General features: G+C 48.7%; 25 protein-coding genes and 1 tRNA gene. 9 read left to right on the top strand and 17 right to left on the bottom strand.

Features of this window, described 5'->3' with window-relative positions; genetic code table 11:
- Positions 1 to 420, top strand: a 420-nt coding sequence (locus AC2JC8_RS07005) for a mechanosensitive ion channel family protein (RefSeq protein ID WP_484594413.1), incomplete at its 5' end; no start/stop codon positions are given.
- Here the strand turns inward: AC2JC8_RS07005 and AC2JC8_RS07000 are convergent.
- The 11 genes from AC2JC8_RS07000 to psbB all read right to left on the bottom strand — a co-directional run bounded on the left by AC2JC8_RS07000 (position 402) and on the right by psbB (position 8,327).
- Positions 402 to 474 (bottom strand) — tRNA-Phe (locus tag AC2JC8_RS07000). The two genes, AC2JC8_RS07005 and AC2JC8_RS07000, sit on opposite strands and share 19 nt — an antisense overlap.
- A gap of 23 nt (positions 475 to 497) precedes the next feature.
- Positions 498 to 1,148: a ComF family protein gene (locus AC2JC8_RS06995; protein WP_484400413.1), complete on the bottom strand. Its 651-nt coding sequence runs from the start codon at positions 1,146 to 1,148 to the stop codon at positions 498 to 500.
- 37 nt (positions 1,149 to 1,185) lie between these two features.
- Positions 1,186 to 1,455: a DUF2470 domain-containing protein gene (locus tag AC2JC8_RS06990; protein WP_482682832.1), complete on the bottom strand. Its 270-nt coding sequence runs from the start codon at positions 1,453 to 1,455 to the stop codon at positions 1,186 to 1,188.
- Between the two features lie 28 nt (positions 1,456 to 1,483).
- On the bottom strand, positions 1,484 to 1,606 hold the full coding sequence (locus tag AC2JC8_RS06985; protein ID WP_255130899.1) for a hypothetical protein: 123 nt from the start codon (positions 1,604 to 1,606) through the stop codon (positions 1,484 to 1,486).
- 35 nt (positions 1,607 to 1,641) lie between these two features.
- A complete protein-coding gene (locus tag AC2JC8_RS06980) occupies positions 1,642 to 2,898 on the bottom strand; it encodes an FGGY-family carbohydrate kinase (protein ID WP_484594412.1) in 1,257 nt (418 codons plus the stop codon).
- A complete protein-coding gene (metK, locus tag AC2JC8_RS06975) occupies positions 2,899 to 4,122 on the bottom strand; it encodes a methionine adenosyltransferase (protein WP_295459705.1) in 1,224 nt (407 codons plus the stop codon).
- A gap of 28 nt (positions 4,123 to 4,150) precedes the next feature.
- Complete coding sequence (locus AC2JC8_RS06970) at positions 4,151 to 4,888, bottom strand: HAD family hydrolase (RefSeq protein ID WP_484594411.1); 738 nt, start codon at positions 4,886 to 4,888, stop codon at positions 4,151 to 4,153.
- Positions 4,881 to 5,966, bottom strand: coding sequence for a 30S ribosomal protein S1 (locus tag AC2JC8_RS06965; protein ID WP_484594410.1), 1,086 nt, complete (start codon positions 5,964 to 5,966; stop codon positions 4,881 to 4,883). Before AC2JC8_RS06965 ends, AC2JC8_RS06970 begins: the two co-directional genes overlap by 8 nt.
- 84 nt (positions 5,967 to 6,050) lie before the next feature.
- Positions 6,051 to 6,536, bottom strand: coding sequence for a transcriptional regulator NrdR (nrdR, locus tag AC2JC8_RS06960; RefSeq protein ID WP_484400408.1), 486 nt, complete (start codon positions 6,534 to 6,536; stop codon positions 6,051 to 6,053).
- 115 nt (positions 6,537 to 6,651) lie between these two features.
- Positions 6,652 to 6,747, bottom strand: coding sequence for a photosystem II reaction center protein T (locus AC2JC8_RS06955; protein WP_255130905.1), 96 nt, complete (start codon positions 6,745 to 6,747; stop codon positions 6,652 to 6,654).
- Between the two features lie 20 nt (positions 6,748 to 6,767).
- Positions 6,768 to 8,327 (bottom strand): photosystem II chlorophyll-binding protein CP47, encoded by a 1,560-nt coding sequence (gene psbB / locus AC2JC8_RS06950; RefSeq protein ID WP_484400407.1) that lies wholly within the window; start codon positions 8,325 to 8,327, stop codon positions 6,768 to 6,770.
- Between the two features lie 202 nt (positions 8,328 to 8,529).
- On the opposite strand from psbB, the gene AC2JC8_RS06945 reads away from it, so the two are divergent.
- Complete coding sequence (locus AC2JC8_RS06945) at positions 8,530 to 8,916, top strand: 2Fe-2S iron-sulfur cluster-binding protein (RefSeq protein WP_255130907.1); 387 nt, start codon at positions 8,530 to 8,532, stop codon at positions 8,914 to 8,916.
- Positions 8,917 to 8,975: 59 nt separating this feature from the next.
- Positions 8,976 to 9,080 carry a photosystem II reaction center protein PsbM gene (gene psbM / locus AC2JC8_RS06940; RefSeq protein ID WP_484400405.1) on the top strand — a complete coding sequence of 35 codons (105 nt, stop codon included), beginning with the start codon at positions 8,976 to 8,978 and terminating at the stop codon, positions 9,078 to 9,080.
- A gap of 33 nt (positions 9,081 to 9,113) precedes the next feature.
- On the opposite strand, the gene AC2JC8_RS06935 is transcribed toward psbM, so the two are convergent.
- Entirely contained in the window at positions 9,114 to 9,959 is an 846-nt protein-coding gene (locus AC2JC8_RS06935; protein ID WP_484400404.1) for a universal stress protein, read from the bottom strand.
- An 82-nt stretch (positions 9,960 to 10,041) separates the two neighbouring features.
- Here AC2JC8_RS06935 and AC2JC8_RS06930 point away from each other — a divergent pair, with 82 nt between their 5' ends.
- From AC2JC8_RS06930 to AC2JC8_RS06915, 4 genes are all read left to right on the top strand, one after another.
- Positions 10,042 to 11,220 (top strand): DNA-processing protein DprA, encoded by a 1,179-nt coding sequence (locus tag AC2JC8_RS06930; RefSeq protein WP_484400403.1) that lies wholly within the window; start codon positions 10,042 to 10,044, stop codon positions 11,218 to 11,220.
- A gap of 5 nt (positions 11,221 to 11,225) precedes the next feature.
- Positions 11,226 to 12,113, top strand: a complete 888-nt coding sequence (gene prmC, locus AC2JC8_RS06925) for a peptide chain release factor N(5)-glutamine methyltransferase (RefSeq protein WP_484400401.1) — start codon at positions 11,226 to 11,228, stop codon at positions 12,111 to 12,113.
- Positions 12,113 to 12,733 carry an L-threonylcarbamoyladenylate synthase gene (locus AC2JC8_RS06920; RefSeq protein WP_484594409.1) on the top strand — a complete coding sequence of 207 codons (621 nt, stop codon included), beginning with the start codon at positions 12,113 to 12,115 and terminating at the stop codon, positions 12,731 to 12,733. The genes prmC and AC2JC8_RS06920 overlap by 1 nt, the downstream gene beginning before the upstream one ends.
- 309 nt (positions 12,734 to 13,042) lie before the next feature.
- Entirely contained in the window at positions 13,043 to 13,474 is a 432-nt protein-coding gene (locus tag AC2JC8_RS06915; protein ID WP_484400399.1) for an RrF2 family transcriptional regulator, read from the top strand.
- 31 nt (positions 13,475 to 13,505) lie between these two features.
- Here the strand turns inward: AC2JC8_RS06915 and AC2JC8_RS06910 are convergent, their stop codons facing one another.
- Together AC2JC8_RS06910 and AC2JC8_RS06905 are read right to left on the bottom strand one after the other, a co-directional pair.
- Positions 13,506 to 15,320, bottom strand: coding sequence for an SLC13 family permease (locus tag AC2JC8_RS06910; protein WP_484400398.1), 1,815 nt, complete (start codon positions 15,318 to 15,320; stop codon positions 13,506 to 13,508).
- Positions 15,321 to 15,452: 132 nt separating this feature from the next.
- Positions 15,453 to 15,617 (bottom strand): Nif11-like leader peptide family natural product precursor, encoded by a 165-nt coding sequence (locus AC2JC8_RS06905; RefSeq protein ID WP_484400396.1) that lies wholly within the window; start codon positions 15,615 to 15,617, stop codon positions 15,453 to 15,455.
- Between the two features lie 117 nt (positions 15,618 to 15,734).
- Between AC2JC8_RS06905 and AC2JC8_RS06900 the strand changes: the two genes are divergently transcribed.
- A complete protein-coding gene (locus tag AC2JC8_RS06900) occupies positions 15,735 to 15,950 on the top strand; it encodes a hypothetical protein (protein WP_484400395.1) in 216 nt (71 codons plus the stop codon).
- On the opposite strand, the gene AC2JC8_RS06895 is transcribed toward AC2JC8_RS06900, so the two are convergent.
- On the bottom strand, positions 15,947 to 16,969 hold the full coding sequence (locus AC2JC8_RS06895) for a fatty acid desaturase (RefSeq protein ID WP_484400394.1): 1,023 nt from the start codon (positions 16,967 to 16,969) through the stop codon (positions 15,947 to 15,949). The two genes, AC2JC8_RS06900 and AC2JC8_RS06895, sit on opposite strands and share 4 nt — an antisense overlap.
- 287 nt (positions 16,970 to 17,256) lie before the next feature.
- Complete coding sequence (locus tag AC2JC8_RS06890) at positions 17,257 to 18,033, bottom strand: DUF3887 domain-containing protein (RefSeq protein WP_484400393.1); 777 nt, start codon at positions 18,031 to 18,033, stop codon at positions 17,257 to 17,259.
- Positions 18,034 to 18,129: 96 nt separating this feature from the next.
- Between AC2JC8_RS06890 and AC2JC8_RS06885 the strand changes: the two genes are divergently transcribed.
- A complete protein-coding gene (locus tag AC2JC8_RS06885) occupies positions 18,130 to 18,882 on the top strand; it encodes a glutathione S-transferase family protein (RefSeq protein ID WP_484400391.1) in 753 nt (250 codons plus the stop codon).
- 19 nt (positions 18,883 to 18,901) lie between these two features.
- On the opposite strand, the gene AC2JC8_RS06880 is transcribed toward AC2JC8_RS06885, so the two are convergent.
- A complete protein-coding gene (locus tag AC2JC8_RS06880; RefSeq protein ID WP_484400390.1) occupies positions 18,902 to 19,918 on the bottom strand; it encodes an ArsA-related P-loop ATPase in 1,017 nt (338 codons plus the stop codon).
- Positions 19,919 to 20,188 lie beyond the last annotated feature (270 nt).

Below are 20,188 nucleotides of genomic sequence, written 5' to 3'. Positions count from 1 at the left end.
ACCCTTTGGCGCGATCGCGACAACGTGGAGTTGGTAGTACCAAACCAACTGTTTTTTACGCAGCAAATGGTTACTTATAGCGGTGTGCGAGATCGATACAGGCGCGGGCAGGTGCTCATAGGTGCTGCCTATCGCCATCCTCCAGAGCAGGTGATTGCAATTCTCGAAGCGGTTGCAGCTACGGTTCCGCGGGTACTAGCAAAACCGGCGCCTAAGGGTTTGCTTTTGCGCTACGACGATTCTGCAATTACCTACGCAATTCGTTATTGGATTGAAGATCCAATGAATGGCATCTCTGTTGCCAGTGCAGTGGGAATCGCCGTATGGAACGCCTTTTCCCGAGAGGGAATTGAGATTCCGTATCCTCAAAGAGTGCTGCATATGGATGCAGCTATTCCTAATGCCAGGACCCAGATTTGAACTGGGGACACGGCGATTTTCAGTCGCCTGCTCTACCAACTGAGCTATCCCGGCTTGCCCGCAGGCAAGGAGCAATCTTAACCCACCTGCCCCTTGTTCTTCGCTGCAGGTGTGCGTGCGAGGCAGGCAATTCCAAGGAGACCGTGGCCAGCTTGCTCTAACGCCTCCATTGCAGCCAAGGCCGTGGCCCCTGTCGTAAGGATGTCGTCTACCAGGAGCAGTGGTTGCAATTTCTCTTTTGCTGGTTCTACGCAGCGAAACACCCCTTGCAAATTGCTTAAGCGTTGCTTCCGGTTTAGGTGGTGTTGGCCAAGGCAGGCCCTATTTCTGGCTAGTGCTTTCACCAGTTGGTGGCCACCTTCTTGGGCGATCACTTCAGCAATCTCCCAGGGCATTGAAAAGCCCCCCGCCCGTCTTTCTGGTATTGCTGTAATTAGTAGCGGTACGCCCAAATCTGGGATCAACTGCAGCAGCATTCTTGCAAGAGCTTTCACCAGCTGGTGATTGCGTTGTTTGCGCAATTGCAACAACTGTTGCCGTAAGCCCCCTTCATAACTTCCTAGGGCCCACCAGGGCAACGGGCATTGCCCGTAGCTGCCTTCTACCTCAAGGGCAAGGCTGCGGCGGCAGCTAATGCAAAGCTTGCGCTCGTTATTGCTTTTTTTGCAACGGGGGCAGCAAGGATTTATCAGCAGTTGATCAAGCCAAGGGGGCAGCAAAAAAGCCATAGCTTGGAGGCGTTAACACTGATCATTCCCCCTTATTTCAGCCTTGTGGCATTGCCCTTAACATCGCCACCAAGGTGCGATGGGCATCTTCGCTATCGCTGAGGGGATGATCAAAGCCAATTTTGATTTCAGCCCCATCCACCTCTAGAAACATTTGCTCTGTTTCAATCCTCAGCATTCGCGCCGCAACAGGCGCAGCTAATCCGCCGTAATGGCGCGAAAAGGCCAGCACTGCCTCGCCGTGGTCGTTGTTCATATGTTTACAGATGCGCTCGCTTACAGCGGGGGTGAGGGGATCAGCTGCCATGGCGTGTTTTTAGAGATTGTTTAATTAATTAGCCGGCCCCTGCAAAGCGCTGCCAAAGCACAAGGCCAAGGCGTACGCCGCTAAAACTCACATAACCGGCGAGCACAACAAACAGTCCGATTGAGAGGATTGTGCTCAGGCGGTTATTCATGGCCATAAAACCGGCTGTTCCTTTTAGTTTGATGCCTAGCGGGCAAGTTTGACGCTTTGCAGGGCAAGAAAAGCCATTGCAGTAGCTGCAGACGCCTTAGGCAGATTTAGCACTGGTATGCCAAGAGCTAGTTGCCTTAAGTTGCGCCACTGGGGGTTGCAGGCTCCACCGCCCACTGTGAGCACCCGCTTTATGGGGCTTGCCCCCAGTTCTTGCAGTCGCTGCCAGCCCTGGTGCTCCAGTTTGCTGAGCCCCTCCAGCATCCCCTGCAGAAATAAAGCATCACTGATGGGTCTGGGCTCAAGTATTGGTTGCAGATTCGGGTTTTCGATGGGGAAACGCTCTCCCGGGGCAGGCAACGGCAGGTAATGCAAACCGCTAGGTCTGGTGGGATCAATCTGCCGGCTTAGTTCTTTGAGTTGTTGATCATTAAAAAATTGCCTCAATACCCCAGCGCCCGCGTTTGATGCACCTCCCACTAACCAGCGGCCATTTATGCGGTGATTACTAATGCCAGCCCCATGCAACGCTGTGGAATTGAATTGTTTCAGCACCAAGGTGGTGCCAAGAACGCAAATTCCATCGTTCGTTTTGGGGTTTGCCGCCAGCACCATTGCATTGGCATCGGTGCTACCGCTCACCACCAGACAGGTTTTTGGTATGCCAAGTGCTGCACTAGCAGCGGAACTGATAAGGCCAAGGGTTTGGCCGCTGGCAACAATTTGGGGTAACGCTTCAGCCCAGGGGGCAACCCCCAGCTGCCCAGCCCATTGATTTCTAAGCAGATCCCAACCCAGGCGCAGATTGTTACCTTCCTCACCCCAGCGCCAATCCCCCAGCAGCCAACCCATCAGCCAATCGGCTTGATGGCGTAGCAATGGCACAGGTTTACCTATTTGCCATTCCAATTGCTGCAGTAATTGCAGAGCTCTAGCAAGGCTGCCACTGGAGCTAGCTGCGGCATTGCTACTAGGCACTAAAGCTTTGATCGCTTCGCTTTGTTCGCCGCAAGCGCAGCTGTAGGGCAGTGCTGGTGCCAACGGAACCCCCAGCTTGTTGCAAGCCAGCAAAGTGCCAGAAGTGCCATCGATAGCGATAGCTGCTACCTGTTGGCGCAACACAGTTGATAGTTGCTTTACTAATTGCGCTACCCCAAGCTGCCAACCATTGGCATCAGAAAAAGGAAGTGGATATGAACTACTTTTAGTTTCTAATAAGTTTCCTGCGGCATTCACCACCGCCACCCTTAAGCCACTAGTGCCCAGATCGATACCTAGGCCTAAAAACTCCACTCAGGGGCGCAAACTGGCGGCGATCGCATCAACATTTTCCCAGGGCAGATCAAGGTCTGTGCGGCCAAAGTGGCCGTAGGCAGCAACGTTTTGATAAAAACGTCCGCCCCTTTCCTTGGGTAAACCGCGCAGGTTGAAGATTTCAATGATGGCGCCAGGCCTGAGGTCAAATTTTTCTTGTACAAGTTCAGTGAGGGCTTCATTGCTAATGCTGCTTGTATTGAAACTTTCCACCAAGATGCTCACGGGTTTTGCAACACCAATTGCATAGCTGAGTTGCACCTCCACCTTGCGGGCAAGGCCTGCAGCCACAAGAGCTTTTGCTACATAACGGGCCGCATAGGCAGCAGAGCGATCCACCTTGGTGGGGTCTTTGCCTGAAAAGGCCCCACCACCATGGCGGGCGTAACCGCCATAGGTATCAACAATAATTTTGCGCCCGGTAAGGCCCGCATCACCTTGGGGCCCACCTACTACGAATTTTCCGGTGGGATTTACAAGGAAACGAGTGCTATTGCGATCAGGCTTTAGAGCTAAATCAGCGGTGGCTGGTTCCACCACATGCTGCCAAAGATCGGCAGAGATCCGTTCCCGCAAACCTTTGTCGTCGCTGATGCCGTCTATTTCAGCGATGTGTTGAGTAGAGATGAGGATTGTGTCGATCGCCACTGGCTTTTCGTTTTCATACACAACACTCACCTGGGTTTTGCCATCAGGCAGCAGGTAGTGGAGTGAACCGTTGTGGCGTACCTCAGCTAGACGTCGCGCTAAGCGATGGGCCAGGCTTATCGGTAGCGGCATCAACTCAGGGGTTTCATCACAGGCATAACCAAACATGATGCCTTGGTCGCCGGCGCCAACTTTGTCTAGGGGATCACCATCGTGATCATCTGCTTCATCTACCCCTTGAGCAATATCAGGTGATTGCTGATCAAGGGCCACCAACACCGCACAACTATGGGCATCAAAGCCACCAGCGCGGGCACCGTTGTAACCAATTTGTTCAATTACACCGCGAACAAGTCGATTGAAATCAACTATTGCGGTTGTTGTTACTTCTCCTGTAATTATGCAAAGCCCAGTATTAACAACAGTTTCACAGGCCACTCGGCTGGCAGGATCTTGAGCTAGTAGTGCATCAAGCACTGCATCGCTCACTTGATCGCAGATTTTGTCTGGATGCCCTTCAGTAACGGATTCTGAGGTGAATACGTAGCGACCCATGGGCAAAAAATTTCTAGCGGTAGGCAGGCTACAGCGGGGCCAGTTGATCCCAGTGCTGCAAGTAACCATGGCTGCCTGAAAGCTGAAGTGGCTGCTTCCAACCGCCGTTGTAGGCAAGATTCCAGCCCAAACCTGCAGCAGCAGCCATGTTTAGATCTGCTTGAGCATCTCCCACCATGCCGCAATATTGAGGCTCAAACCCCAACTCATTGCAGAGAGTTAGGGCTGCCGCCGGACTTGGCTTTGAGGGATTTCGTTCAGCCCCATAAACAGCACTGAAAAATTGGCGCAGCTGGTAATGCTGCAAAAAAGTTTCCAAGCTTGGGCCAAGATCACTACTTAAAATTGCAAGGGTGATCCCCTTTTGCTGCAGGCGCTGCAGCAGCGCAACTAGGCCAGGTAGAGGTGGGGTGAGTTGGGCTTTGCGATCAGCAAGAGCAAAATCTGCTCGGCTGAAAGCTATTTCTGCCCATTCCTGGGCAGCGCACCAATCCACCCCGTTCATAGCCAGCACCGTGGCGGTGGAAATCAAGTTGCTATTGCGGCTAGCAACTGCGGTGGCACCAGCAGGATTAATGCCATTTTTGCTCAAGCCATAGGCAGCAAGAAGCGGGGGGAACAGCTCAGGCTTGGCACTGATGTCAATACAAAAAGAGGCCCTGGCATTTGCCAGAGCCTCGAGGTAATTCTCACTGTTGCAAAGGGTGCCATCTTTATCAAATAGCACTGCTTTAGTTGAATTAAGCGGCAGAGATTTGTTAATCAAGCTCAGCGGATTCTAATTCTGTATCGGTATCTGCATCGGGTTCATCGGCTTGCTCAAGCAGCATCTGTTTGTAACGAGCAGCCATTTCTTCAGCGTTATCAAATACCTTTTGTGGGTCGGTAAGCATATCACCGGGTTCAGGTTCAAGGGCCTTGGTGGATAGTGAAATGCGACCCCGCTCCGCATCTAGATCAATGATCATTACCTTCATTTGATCGTTCACATTCAGCACCGTATGTGGTGTTTCGATGTGTTCGTGGCTGATTTCTGAAATGTGCAAGAGACCGCTCACGCCACCAATATCAATGAAGGCTCCGTAGGGCTTAATTCCCCTTACGGTGCCGATCACCACTTCACCCACCTCGAGGCGATTCATCTTGCGTTCCACAAGGGCGCGGCGATGGCTCAATACCAGCCGGTTACGTTCTTCATCCACCTCAAGAAATTTGAGGGGAAGGAAATCTGCAACGAGATCTTCTTTTGGTTTACGGGTGCTGATGTGGCTGCCTGGGATAAAGCCCCGCAAGCCCTCAACTCTCACCAGAGCGCCACCACGGTTGGTGGCAAAAACTTCGCTATAAATTGTGGCGTCTTCTTTTTGTAGTTGCCCAACACGCTCCCAAGCCCGTTGATATTCAATGCGGCGAATTGAAAGGGATAACTGACCATCTTCATTCTCATCGGTAAGAATAAAGAATTCGCGAACCTCCCCTGGTTCAAGCACCTCTTCAAGGGTTTCAACCCGGTTGATAGATACTTCTTGCAGGGGCATAAACGCTGCTGTTTTTGCGCCAATATCAATCAGAGCGCCTTTCGGCTCAAGATTAAATACAGTGCCATTTACAACATCGCCGGGTTTGAAGTGATAATCGTATTTACTTAGTAACGCTGTAAATTCTTCAAGAGTAAAACCCACATCATCGCCACTGCGGCTGGCAACTCGAATGCCATCTTCAGCGCTTGGCACTTCTTCTGGGATGTCATCGGCCAGATCATTGGCCATGGCATCAAGGCTTTGCTCTAAATCGAGCATGGAATCAGCAGCCAGCGCTTCAGTGCTTGATGGAGTTGTTGTCATGGATGGAACAGGCGGCCTGCCTCAGGCAGGGGGAAGGGAACCGTTTAGAGCTCCGCCAAAGCAAAACGGTAATCTCTAACCCTATCAGCCGATCTCCGCCAATTGACGTTTAACTTGATTGCGTTGTTTAAGTTTTTCGAGAGTGCCGATAAAATCTGCAACACTACGAAACTTTCCATACACTGAAGCAAAGCGCACATAAGCCACTTCACTTAGATCACCCAGCTGATCAAGAACCAAATCGCCTAATTCTTGGCTGTTAATTTCGCGTTGGTTTCGCTGTTGCAACAATATTTCCAGATCATCGATTACCACTTCCAATCGCCCAGTATCAAGACCTGTTTTTTCGCAAGCCCTCACCAAGCCGGTTAAAAGTTTGATACGACTAAAAATTTCACGATTGCCATTTCGTTTAATAACTGTGATTGGCACAGTTTCCACTCTTTCGTAGGTGGTAAACCGGAATTCACAATTGAGGCATTCGCGCCTGCGCCGTACGGTTTTACCTAAATCTGCGGCCCTTGATTCGAGCACCCTGCTATCACTGTGTTGGCAGGCGGGGCACTGCAAAATTAAACAATCAATTAATTAACTCTTTAATTGTAGACATTAATACCAATATTGAAAAGCCCCCCCTTGCATTTGCAAGGGGGGGCTTTGTCTTAAGCCGGGTTAATAAAAATCCTTACTTGCCAATTTTAGGTGGATCTCGCAGAGCAACTGCAAAAAACAGAGTGCCGATTGCGAATGCAAGGATCAAAATGTAGGCGAAACTTTCCATCGCTAGGGTTCTCCTAAGGGTTATTTGACGGGGCTACCAGTCGGGGGCACATAGCCCTCGGGCAGGCGGCGGGTGGACTTGTCGCCCAGTTTTGCAAATAAACCGAATTCAACTTGTTCGCCGAGATCTGGATCAATGCCGGCAAACACATCGCGGTAAAGGGTGCGAGCCCCATGCCAGATGTGTCCAAAGAAGAAGAGCAACGCAAAAGTGGCATGTCCGAAGGTGAACCAACCGCGGGGGGAGCTGCGGAAAGTGCCATCGGATTGATATTTTTCACGATCAAACTCAAAGGCTTCACCCAATTGAGCTTTGCGAGCTAAACGCTTCACGTCGGCTGGGTCTGTGAAGGTTTTGCCATCAAATTCACCGCCGTAAACGGTTGCAGTTACTCCAGTTTGCTCGAAGGAATACTTTGCTTCTGCTCTTCGGAAGGGGATATCTGCGCGCACGATGCGGTCTTTATCCTCGAGAACAACTGGGAAGTTTTCAAAGAAGTTTGGCAAGCGCCGCACCTGCAGATCTCTGCCGTCTTTATCGGTGAAGCTGATGTGACCAATCCATCCGGTAGGTAGCCCATCGCCATTAACCATTGGCCCAACTCTGAACAAACCTCCCTTGGCTGGGCTGTTGCCCACGTAATCAAAGAAGGCAAGCTTTTCAGGGATGTTGCCGTAGGCCTCGCTAGGGCTGGCGCCTTGGGCGATTGCACCCTGGGCGCGTTTGGCTATTTCTTGTTTGAAATAACCCTGATCCCACTGATAACGGGTGGGGCCGAATAGTTCAATTGGAGTGGTGGCACTGCCGTACCACATCGTGCCCGCCACAATAAATGCGGCAAAGAAAACAGCTGCAATGGCACTAGCCAGCACTGTTTCGATGTTTCCCATCCGCAGCGCTTTGTAAAGCCGTTCCGGAGGGCGAGTTGTGATGTGGAAAATTCCAGCAATTATGCCAACGATGCCAGCTGCAATGTGGTGAGCCACAACGCCGCCTGGATTGAAGGGGTTAAAGCCTTCAGGCCCCCAGGAAGGCTGCACTTTTTCAAGGTGGCCGCTGATGCCATAGGGATCACTCACCCACATCCCCGGGCCGAACACCCCGGTGAGATGGAAAGCACCAAAACCGAAACAGGCAAGGCCAGCAAGCAGCAAATGGATTCCAAAAATCTTGGGCAGATCGAGGGCGGGTTCACCGGTGCGGGGATCTTGCCAAATCTCTAAATCCCAGAAAGTCCAGTGCCAGATGGCGGCTAGAAAAAGCAAGCCACTAAAAACAATGTGGGCGGCAGCCACCCCTTCGAAGCTCCAAAAACCTGGATCAACCCCGGTTTCACCGGTGATGCTCCAGCCTCCCCAGCTGCCAGTAACGCCTAATCGAGCCATAAAGGGCATAACAAACATGCCCTGCCGCCACATGGGGTTGAGAACGGCATCAGAAGAATCAAAGATGGCCAACTCATATAGAGCCATCGAGCCGGCCCAGCCGGCCACCAGGGCGGTGTGCATTAGGTGCACCGCCAAAAGGCGGCCTGGGTCGTTGATGACGACCGTGTGCACCCTGTACCAGGGCAATCCCATTTGATTTGGTGGGGGTAAACGAGATCAGAAGCTCCGCATTAACTGCGAAGATTTTGTGATCGTAAGGGTTTAAATCCAAACCCAGGCTTGCTGTTTCAAAGGGAAACAACTCCTGTGGCCGGCGGAGCTCTCTTTCTTTCAGGATCGCGTCACAAATCGCAATAAGTTTCAGGGCAGAATGCCTTCAGTTGTGGATTAGCGAATGCCGGTGGTGCGTTTTGTGAGGGAAGCCTGCGATGTGGTTTGCCCGGTGGGTACAAACCTGCGCGAATTGGCTTTGGCGGAGGGCTTACAGCTTTATGGCTTAAAAGGGCAGCTTGGTAATTGCGGCGGTTGCGGCCAATGCAGCACCTGTTTCATCGAGGTGGTTGCTGAACGCGACGGGGCAGCTCTGAGCGAGCGCACAGCCGTGGAAGATCAGAAATTACGGCGACGTCCCCCCAGCTGGCGCTTGGCCTGCCAAGTTTTGGTACTCGATTCAGTAGCTGTTTTAACCAGGCCCCAAGTGGGCAGAGATTCCCTTGCTAAGCAGCTTGAAAAGGCCTGCTTAGAGCCATTGCCTGTTGCTGAATTGAGCGACGAGCTGTGAACTCCTGGTGATAGGGCCGCTCTGGCGGTGATACCCTCCCGAGACACCTTTTGGCGGTTATGCAAACCAACGATCTCGGCTTTGTGGCCAGTCTTTTATTTGTATTTGTTCCAGCTGTATTTTTGATTGTTCTTTTTATCCAAACTAATAGCCGCAAAAATTAACTAGACGCGTAGGGGCTTTCTAGGCCCATGGCTTCAGGATTTTTCGGGTTCCCTCACCAGCAGCACAGGAGCTGGTGCATGCACCCGCACGTAGTCGCTGACCGATCCCCCCAATAGTCTGTCGAGGTCTACCAAGCCTTTTGCCACTAGGGGGCGGCGATCTTGGGAGGCGATAACAACTAGATCTGCTTTTATTTCCACGGCAGCAGCGCATAAACCTCTACCGATATCACCGGTTTTGTGCAAAGCATTCAGTTCAATTCCAAAGCTGCGGGCCCGTTGTTTTGCCTGATCTAAAAGGATATTTACTGGTTTGGCACCGGCACGGGTTGGGGCCAAATCATGGTGACCAATGTGCACCCCGGTGAGGCTGCTGCCAGGGATATCGCGGGCTAATTCACAGGCAAGTTTGAGGGCGTCGTCGCCAACACCGGTGCCATCAATGCCAACCATTAGCCGGTTGATGTGGCGTATGTAGAGGTCGTCGCGCACCAGAAGCATGGGGCGGGTGGAAAGCTGGAAAACGTATTGACTTGAGCTATTGGCAAGGATTGATTGCAAACGGCCAAGGCCGCGGGAACCCATCAGGATCAAATCGGCATCTAGCTCATCCGCCACCGTAAGCACTGTTTGCTTGGTGTCGCCTTGGCGCAAAATTGTATTTACTTCGGTGGGTTCTAAACCGAGGCGAGAAACCGCATCAGAGAGTAGCAAGGCGCCTTTTTGCCAGTAACCATTTAGATCTTCACCGGCTTGATTCGGTACTACATGCAAAAGATTGAGGCGCGCTTTTGAAAAGCAGGGGATATCTCGCAACATGCGAACCATTTCCCCCACATGGCCCTTGCCGGAATCGGCGATCAAGAGATTGCGGAACATGGCAAGCAATAAAGCTGATAAAAGCCTATGGCCCAGATCGCACCATCTGATATGATAGTACTTATGTATTGAATTGCCGGCTTTGGCTGATTCGGTTTTGGGTAATTCGGCTTTGGGCGATTTGGTTTCGAATGATCAAAATTTGGCTTTAAGAAGGCGTTGGTGGTGGACCTGGGCCCAGGTGGAAGGCCTTGGTATGCAGCGTTTACAACTCATAGAACGAAATTTTGTTGATCTTGCTGTTGCTTGGCGGGCCCCAGCTGCGGCCCTCATGGCCCTGCCTGGGATTGGCCCAGAGCTGGTGGCTTCAAGGGATCAATTAGCCACGCGGCTTGGAATTAATGGGGTGCCACTGGAATGCCCGGCGCGGCTGTTGCTGCCAACAGATCCAGCTTTGCCCCCCTCGCTCAGCTGCCTGCAGCGGCCCCCTTTGGAATTGCATTGGCGGGGCCGAGGCAGCCTTTGGGGGCACTTGCGCCGGCGGCGTGCCGTAGCCGTTATTGGTACGAGGCACCCTTCACCCCATGGTTTGGAATGGGCAAAAAAATTAGGGATTGCACTGGCTCAAGCGGGTTGGCCAGTGCTCAGCGGCCTGGCGGAAGGCATTGATGGAGCTGTCCATCAGGGTTGCCTTGCGGCGGAGGGGGTGCCGGTGGGGGTGCTAGCAACAAGCCTGGATCGGGTGTACCCAAGGCATCACTCACAGCTGCAGCAAGAGGTGGGGAAAAGGGGGCTTTTGATCACGGAGCAACGCCCAGGGGCTGCAGTGGCTAAGGGGCATTTCGCAGCGCGCAATCGGCTGCTGGTGGCGCTGGCGGAAGCGGTGGTGGTGGTGGAGTGTCCCAATGGCAGTGGCGCATTGCACGGGGCGAGGTTGGCCTGGGCTGAGCAGTTGCCCCTGTGGGTGGTGCCTGCAGATACCAACCGTATTTCTGCAAAAGGCAGTAATTCCCTGCTGGGTCAGGGGGCAACGCCACTGTTGGATCCTGCGGATTTGCTGAGCAGCCTGGGGCATGGCCCTTTGAAGAGGTTTACACCACTTTTTCAAGAAACCGATGGCAACACCAATCACAAGCTCAATAACGATCCTCTTTTGGATGCTCTTGGCGCTGGAGCCAGTTTGGAGCAATTAGCCCAGGCAATGGCTCAACCGCTGCCTCAGTTGGCGGAAAAACTGCTTCAGCTCGAGTTGGCCGGGCTGGTGGAGGTGGCCCCTGATCTGAGCTGGCGTCGCCGGCAGAATGGCTTGAGATTTGCTTAGCCGTGATGCCCATCATTAGCGGCGCAGAGTTGCAGATTTGGCGACGTCAACAATTGCAAATCAATCCAGGGGCTGCTGCTGGTTTGGATTGGCTACTGGAAATGGAAGGGAAAGTGCCATGGCGGGCTCTGCAAGCGAGCCGGCTACATCCAGAACAACCATTAACAATTGCTCAACCCTTGTTGCAGTTAGCAAATCTTTGGTGTCAACACATTCAGCAGCAAAAGCCGTTGCAATATTTGGTTGGGCGATGCCCTTGGCGAGATTTGGAACTGCAAGTGGATTCAACGGTTTTAATTCCGCGCCAAGAAACTGAATTGTTAGTGGAATTGGCCTTATGCGTAGCAAGTGAGCTTGGAGAACCAGGCCTAACGCCCTGGGCAGACCTCGGTTGCGGTAGTGGTTGTATTGCAATTGCGCTAGCTAGAGCATGGCCGCAAAGCCAGGGTTGGGCTATTGATATTAGTGCTTCTGCTTTAAAACTTGCTTCTTTAAATGCAAGGATCCATGGCGTTGCAGAATATATTAATTGGCTGCAGGGCAATTGGGCAGAACCGTTGCAATTTCAAGCAGGAAAATGGCAATTATTGATAAGTAATCCGCCTTACATCCCATCGACGGTGGTGAATAAGCTTGAGCCTTTGGTTCGTAATAATGAACCGCGGTTGGCGCTTGATGGCGGAGATGATGGATTAGATTCAATTAAAAGTATTTGTGCATTAGCACCAATGTTGCTTGCTCCTGGTGGCTGGTTAATGCTTGAGCATCACCATGATCAATCCGAAGCAGTTCTTGAATTGCTGAAGCATGCCGAGCTGGAATTAATTGAAGCTAAAAGCGATTTAGAAGGAACTCTGCGTTTTGCAATAGCCAGAGCGCCAGGGAGAAATTAATGGAAAATTCAAATAATGAAATCGCTTCTCATCCCAGCGAAGCGCTACTTGAAATTTTAGAAGCTGGGAAGCCTGTGGCTTTTCCTACTGATACGTTGCCTGCCTTAGCGATTAAACCTCAATACGCTCAGCGGCTCTGGCAGCTAAAACAAAGGCCTGCCCATAAACCCTTAATCCTTATGGCTGCAGAGGTGGATCAACTAATCGCTGCTCTAATGATTCCACCCCCTCCAGGTTGGCAAACGTTAGTAGATAAAGGTTGGCCCGGTGCTTTAACTCTTGTATTGCCGGCAGCTGGGCCTGTGCAAGAGGCCCTTAATCCCGGGGGTGGCAGCCTTGGGCTAAGGATTCCCGCTTCATCCAGGGCGCTGGAGTTTTTACGCCGCAGCGGCCCCCTTGCAACTACAAGCGCTAACTATTCAGGTGAACCTGCTTGCACGAGCCCTGAGCAAATATCCTTGCTTTTTCCAGAGCTGCCCTTATTAGCCCCCTTGCCTTGGCCTTCGGGATCGGGCAAAGCAAGCACTGTTGTGGCGTGGCGATCTGAAATCGGCGCTGGCGTTTGCAGCTGGAATGTGGTGCGGCAAGGTAGCTTGCAACTGAACGGGTTAGAGAAATAACTAATGGCTTGGCTGCTGCTAATCGTTGGTTTAAACTTAATAATATTTGATTGGCTTATTAAGCCGCTAGTACTTTTTGCTGAACCTTTGCTTAGCCTTAAACCGGCAATATGGCTACCACTGGTTTTTATTGCTTGGCTTCTTTTAGCTGATAATCGTAAGAATACACACTAATAAATATTAATTAATCTTCAATTCTTTAAAACTGCTTATTTTAGGGATTGGGTATCGGTAGTTCAGATGTTGTGGTTTGCGATTTAGGCATTAAGGCCCTAAACTTTGGAATAGTTACTATAAGAAAAAGTAATTTTGAAATTTAGCGCTAAAACCAACTATGGCATTGTTGCTTTGCTAGAGCTGGCTGCTGAATTTCCAGGCGGCGGGGTGCTGCAAATTGCTCAAATTGCATGCCGCCAAGAAATTCCAGAGCGATATCTTGAACAAATGATGACCAGTTTGCGCAAAGGAGGTCTTTTACGCAGCATCCGCGGCCCCCGAGGTGGGTATCAACTCACTCGTTCACCTGCTCAAATTACTATTGCAGAGGTGTTAAATTGTTTGGAAAGAGAAGAGCTATCTGAAAATATTGTTAAAAGCCCCAGCCCAGAATTTCTTGCTTTGAATGCTCTTGCTGCAGGTGTGAAGCAAAAACAAGTTGAATACTTAGAAGCGATTAGCTTGCAAGATTTACTAGAAGAATGTGACAAATATATAAAAGATCAAACAATGTATTTTATCTAAGTATTTTATCTAAGTATTTTATATAGAAATTTTAGGCCCACAAGCCAAAATATATACAAATTAGGAATGGTATGAGTATTGTCATTGCAATCGTTAGCGGTAAACCATAACGGGCAATATCAAGATACTGATAGCGACCCGGCCCAAATACCATTAAATTTGTTTGATATCCAACCGGGCTTAGAAAACTCTGACTCGCTCCAAATAAAACTGTAAATATAAAGGCCATTGGTGGGTGCTGCAATCCAGTAGCCACCTGCCCGGCGATTGGGATGAGTAATGCCACAGTGGCTGCATTGCTCATCACCTCTGTTAATAATGTTGTAAATAAAAATATGATTAATAATGCCCAGTATACAGGCCAATTTTGTAAATTTATTAATAATGCTTTAGCCATGGCAGTGGCAAGCCCGGTTTTTTCAAGGGCCACACTAAAACTTGCTAAGGAGCCGAGCAAAAGGATTACATCAAGCCGTATGGCACTCTGTAATTCTCCAGTTCGTAAACATCCAGTGGCAACCATTGCCACCGTACCCAGTAATACAGAAGCAACCAGCGGGATTAAATCAAATGCTGGCAATATAATTACCGCAACTGAAATTCCAATTGCTATTAATTTGCGGCTAACGGTTGGCAGATCTTTTTCAAGCTGTTCCAAAACCACAAGATCATTATTAGCTTGCAAGCCTCTAATTGCATCTTTAGGCCCTTGTAATAACAATACATCTCCATCTTTTAGCGTTGCTCTACCTAATCTTTCTTTTAGCACTGCATTGCCTCTACGCAGAGCGAGCACTGTTACGTTGTAGCGCTGCCTAAAGCGTAGATCGCGCAAGCAATCTCCGGCCAAGGTGGAACCTGATGGCAGCAACACTTCAACTACTCTTTGATTGTTTTGTTGATCGATACTATTTTCTGATCTTGCTGAGATCGGAGCTAAAACAACGGTGTGATCTTGTTGCAATCTCAGGAGATCGGCGCGAGTGCAACGTATTAACAATCGATCTGCCACCATCAAGGTGCGATCGGCAAGGGGAGGTAGAAATCGTTCATTACCTCGATGAAGTTCTAAAACATCTGCATCAAAGCGCCGCTGTAGGCGACTGCCGTGCAGCGATTGATTGATCAGCTCAGATCCAGCGGGGATTTCAACCTCTGTTAGGTAACCGCTAGTTGATAAATGTGAAGTTAGGTCGTCGTTATTGTTGCCACGATCAGGCAGGAAGCGATCAGCAAGAAGAACCATTAAAAGGCCCCCAACTAGCCATACGCAAATGCCAATCGCAGTGAAACTAAATAGCCCAAATGCGCCATAGCCAAGTTGTGCGCTTACTTCGCTTGCTAGCAGATTTACTGAACTTCCAAGCAACGTCATGGTGCCTCCCAAAACCGTTGCAAATGAAAGCGGTAAGAGCACCCTGGAGGGAGAGATGCCGCGTCGCTGACACCAACTTTCAATGACCGGCAAAAGTGCGGCCACGATCGGTGTATTTGGAACAAAGGCTGAAACTGGCCCCACTGCCCCCACCATTAAGGCGATCATTCGTTTGGGGCTGCGTACAGCGTCGGAGCCGATCAACCCCCGTAAGCGATCTAATCCACCAGAGCGAAATAGTCCGGCAGAAATAGCAAATAAGCCCATCAACGTGATCAGGGCAGGGCTGCCAAACCCCTGCATAGCTTCAACGGGATTAAGTACGCCGCTTGCCACTAGCAGGGCAACTGCAAGCAAGCCGGTTATTTCAGGGGCTAGCCAGCCAGTTACAAAAAGGAAAATCGAGCCAAGCAGAATCGACAGGGTTATGAGGCTTGCTGAATTGCTGATCGCTGTAAGCAGCTCAAGCATTCGGGAGATTCAACTTACGTTAAATATACAACGACGAATTGGTGGGGTAAAAGTAACGCTAAATCCCTGGAAATACAGGGGATAGGCAGTAAGAAGTCTAATTCCCCACCTTTTTACCGTGGTATATGGGCCCTAGCCCCTGATATGCCTGGTCCAGGTGGCTTCCGAGAAGTTGTGGCCTGTTTCAAGGGCAAGAGCTACCACTGCCTGGGCATTGCTGCTGCCATCTAGGCGTATTTTTAAAGCTGGATCGGCGTTTACTTTGCAAATAAAAGCCTGCAACTGTGCTTTAGACATTTTCTTAACCTGAATAACCTCACACTCCTAACCCCTTTCGCTGCTGGAGAACTGCTTAATTCAGGAAACTATCTGCTGTTTAGCCCAAATGGGCTTGGCGGTGCGCAGATTAAAGGTATGCAAATAAGTCAACGCAAAACTTTCTACCGGGTACGGCCAATGCTGGCAATTGAGGAAACTGTGCCAAATGAAATTAATGGAGCTTGTTTTGAATCACTCCAGGATGCTGAAATATTTGCATTAGATGTGGTGAAAGGCCAAAGTACACCGATGATCGTTGAGAAATTAGCCCCAGCTGGTTGCTGGTTGCAGGTTTTGGCTGTGGGTTGCTAAGGAATAGCTACCAATGCCTTTAAATCGCGATTCCATAAGATTAGTTTAAAACATTCTGGGATGTTAGAAAGCCTTAGAACTTTCACATTTTTGAGTAGTTCAGCATTCGCTTCATGGCATGCGCGCAGGTTGTAGTTTGGAATACCTTCGCAAAGATGATGAACATTGTGATATCCGATATCTGCAGAAAACCAATTGAAGATTGGATTAAGCTTTAAAAAGCTGCTGCCGTTTATGTCTCCTTCGAATGAATCCCAGCCTTCAGTTGTGTTAGCATAGGATCCTTCAAAATTATGCTGCACAAAAAAGAAAGTTATCATTATTGCCGCTGATAGAGTCATAACGATGCTGTAACTGCCCCAAAATAAACCAAGCCCAAGCCAGCTACCCATTGCCAGCCATAGCGCTACTACGCATATATTGTTTCCAAGAATGTGCCAAAATTCTGAAGCGGTATACCAATTTCGGCTGCGATGGTTGGAAATTAATAAATTCCATTTTGAGAAACCGTTCTTTCCAATATGCCGAATAGAATCAATTAAAAAATCAAATGAACCTAAAACAAGAGCGAGCCTAGGTTTTATAATCAAATAAAAGAACCCCCCGGGAAGCAACATAAAGGGGTGGCGCAGTAGCCGGTATGAGAATTTTTGGAAATTGTTATAACTATCGTAATCTTCACTTGTTATTAATGCCGATGGACCACGATATAAATCCCAGTTTCCATTGTGACGGTGATGGTATGCATGTCCGCGAGACCAAGGATGTTGAGGTATTGCGTTGATCACACCAAGCATAAAGCCGATTATGTGATTTAGATATTGAGTGCGAAACAAAGAAAGATGCCCGCAATCATGCATCAAAGAAAAACAACGTGATGAAAATAATACTAATAAAATTAAAATTGGAACTATTAATAGAATGGATATGGACGCAAGGCTGGGTAGGAGATACCAGAGCGCTGCAATCGGCAAAATTGTTGAAAATATTTGAAGCCAGGCCCTCAAATTACTGCGCAATAGGTAGGGGCGCAACGCGAAATCTCGCTTGCGAGCTGAAATTGAGGTTTGCCTTAGGGATGTGGAAGTCAGATTGGTTACGGAGAGAGCTTGCAAAAATTGGCGTACCAAAATCGCTTATACCTAATATTTTATCGTTTTTTTATCCAGTTCGTAAGCTTAAAACGTTCCGAAAGCTTATTTTTGCTGATTCGGGCATAGCGAGCCTTGGATCGAGCTTTACTGCCGTTATCTCTAAGGTTCTATTTTTGCGCCTTAAATAAACTGCTTCGAATTGATACTAACAATCAACGTACTCGTTTTGGTTGAACGTCTGTAGGGAAGTCGACGCCTATTATCTGATTTTTGTTATTTAAGATGATAAAAAGGCTATCACTTAAGCGATTAAAATCTGTTTCTATTAATACTAATTTGCTATCAGAGGTGTGATCTGCTTCTGTTACTTTGCGAATTTGTTGGAAATTTCCGGTTACCCGTTGCAGTTCTAGCCATCTTTTTTGCAAGGCACCAGGTGGTAATTCATTTTGAAAATCAAGGCTTAAAAAGCTGCGGGCCGTGATGAATTGGCCCTGGCTAATTGCTTTTACAAATCCTTCTGCAACTTTGGTGGATGGTTGCCTGGCGGCGTTCAAGAGCTGCGCTTGCAGTAATCCCTTGGCATTAAGCACAAGTGTTACTTCCTTCTTTCCTGTTGCTGTTGTAAGTTCTGCGCTCACGCTGGTGCTGCGCAAACCAGAATTAACTTTTGTTATCTTCCAGCTAATAAGTTCGGGCCAGCTTTGCAGGGTGCCTTGCACCATTGAAGGGCTACTTGTTTGTTTTAGTTCATCTGAAAATTGACCGAAGCGTTTGTTTGCATCTCGCTGCTGTATTGCACTAAAAATTGCATCAGCTGCGGCTATTGCGGCTTTGCTAGTTAGTTGGTTTTGATCCTTTATTTTAACGCTAGGGCTGCTGGCAACTGGTTTTGCAGCAAGTGCATGAGCTGAAATGTTGAGGGAAGGGGCTCCAAGCAGCAGCAGCAGGGCCGAGCCTTTTATTAAACGCGTCCAGAAATGCTGCATCAGAGTTTCAAGCTATCTTCCTTATTCTGCCCCATATGCGGGGCTCCGTTAATCCATCGGCTCGAGCATGATGGCTACACACACTTTTGAGCTTCGATGCAGCTTTATCAGTTCCGTCATTCCTCTTTTTGCGAGAAGGTGCGCCTGGTGCTCGCTGCAAAAGCTGTTAAATACACAGTGGTGGAGGTGTTGCCTGGTATTGGGCAATGGGAATTATTCCGCATGAGCGGCCAAAGGCAGGTGCCTGTGCTGCAAAACGGTAGTGAATGGATTGCTGATTCCACTGCTATTGCCCTTCAACTTGAATTAAGCCATCCCTCCATTCCTTTATTGCCATCAGATCCTGTGCAAAGGGCTCAGGTGCTGCTGCTGGAAGATTGGGCAGATACCTCTTTAGCCGCTGCCGCCCGATTAGCCCTTGTCCAGGGAGCTGTGGAGGATGCATCGCTTAGAGCTGCGCTGCTTCCGGAAAAAACGCCTGATTCTTTTAAAAGCTTGGTGGGTGCAGTGCCAGCTGCCTGGATGAGTGGTGTTGGTTTGTTTTTACATCCAGAACGCCAGGGTTTAATTGCCAGCCTTGAGCATTTAATGGTGATTTTGGCCGCTCAGCCCTACCTGGTAGGCGACCAACCCAGCCTTGCTGATATCGCAGTTGCTGCACAGTTATATCTTTTGCGCTTTCCTGTTGTTGCCGGAATTCAACTGGCTTCCCGTGGGGTGATGGGAATAGCAGATCAAGCTGTGTTCGATCCTTTATTTATATGGCGCGATGAGCTTTACCGTAAATTAGGTAGAGTGGTTACAGAATCTCCTCCTTTTGAAGGAAATGAAACGATATCGATTGATTAATTTCTTTCCTTATTCTTTTTTAGCGAAAGCGCACTTCTAAGCGTCGATCTACCAATCGAGCCCCGCAAGGTGACAGTTCATTAAATATGCTGGGAAGCTGGTAAGTTCTTCTTAAGCAACCAATACTAAGTTGTAGTTTATTGCCACATCTCTGCACATTAAGTTGTTTCTTATCCAAGCAAGGCAATAGTATGCTTGCTATGCTATTTCCATCAGAATCTTCTGTAAAGATAACTGGAGTTTCGCTCGCTAACTGCTCTGATAGCCATATATTTTTTTTGGATTCGAATTCATTTAAACTACTTGCATGCAATATTGCACTTGGGCTCAATTCTTGGTTTATTTTAATTAATTCCTCACTCGTTAGCGAACAATTTAACCATAGTTTTTTAATTTGTATTCCACAAAGATTGAATTGAGTGATATCTTTTTTCGCCATTCTTTCATTTGTTGCATGCAGGTAGCATTCGCACTTGCTGGGATCTTGTAGTAATTCAGATACTTCTTTTAGCTTGTTACTTAGGTTTGCTGGCATTAGCTGGCTTATGTTTTGCGGCATTTTAAAATTAAATAATGCCTCAAGGCTGTTTAATGTTTCTTTTAATTGTTCAGCCCTTGTGATGAGTGGGTTGTAGATCTGCTCAATCAATTGTGGAGTGTTAATTATTCCCATTAGGAATCTTTGGGCTTGAGCGGGCTGAGGCATAAGTAATATGATCGTATTATTCATATTTTCTTCTATTTGATCTATCAGGAAAAGTGCTCTTAAGCAATCTTCTAGGCCTGGTAGTAAGGGGGGTTGTTGGCTTAGTAAATATTCAAGTTTTAGTAGATTTAGCCATGGCGCCACTTTTTGCTTCAGGTCTGGCCATCGGCGGTTCAATTCTTCTACGCAACTAAAGTTACTTGCGCTTCTTAATTCAGCTTCACCTGTTATGTCTATTAGGGTTGAACCTTGCTTATGAGTTGCCACTGCCTTAGCAAGCATTTCAGAGTGGTTTGGATCATTTCCGCTGATTAGGATGAGTTGATGCATTTTTTAATATGCTTTTTCAGTTATTCTATCTTTATGATGTCTCCTTTCGGTATTGTTTTAAATTGTAAGTTCTAGGCTTTGCGATATGAAGCGTATGCGCAGCCGCCATTCTTTTTATAGGTATTTTCTTATCCTTACTACTTTTCGTAATATTTAATAATTAGATAGAGTTTTGAGTTGTAAGGAAGATCTTGTGCTGTGCTGTGCTGTGCTGTGCTGGGACCCTAACTATCACACTTGCAGGACAATTGTATGTGGCTATCTTAATTG

This window comes from Synechococcus sp., from assembly GCF_982614295.1.
This window is presented reverse-complemented; position numbering and strand designations above follow the sequence as displayed.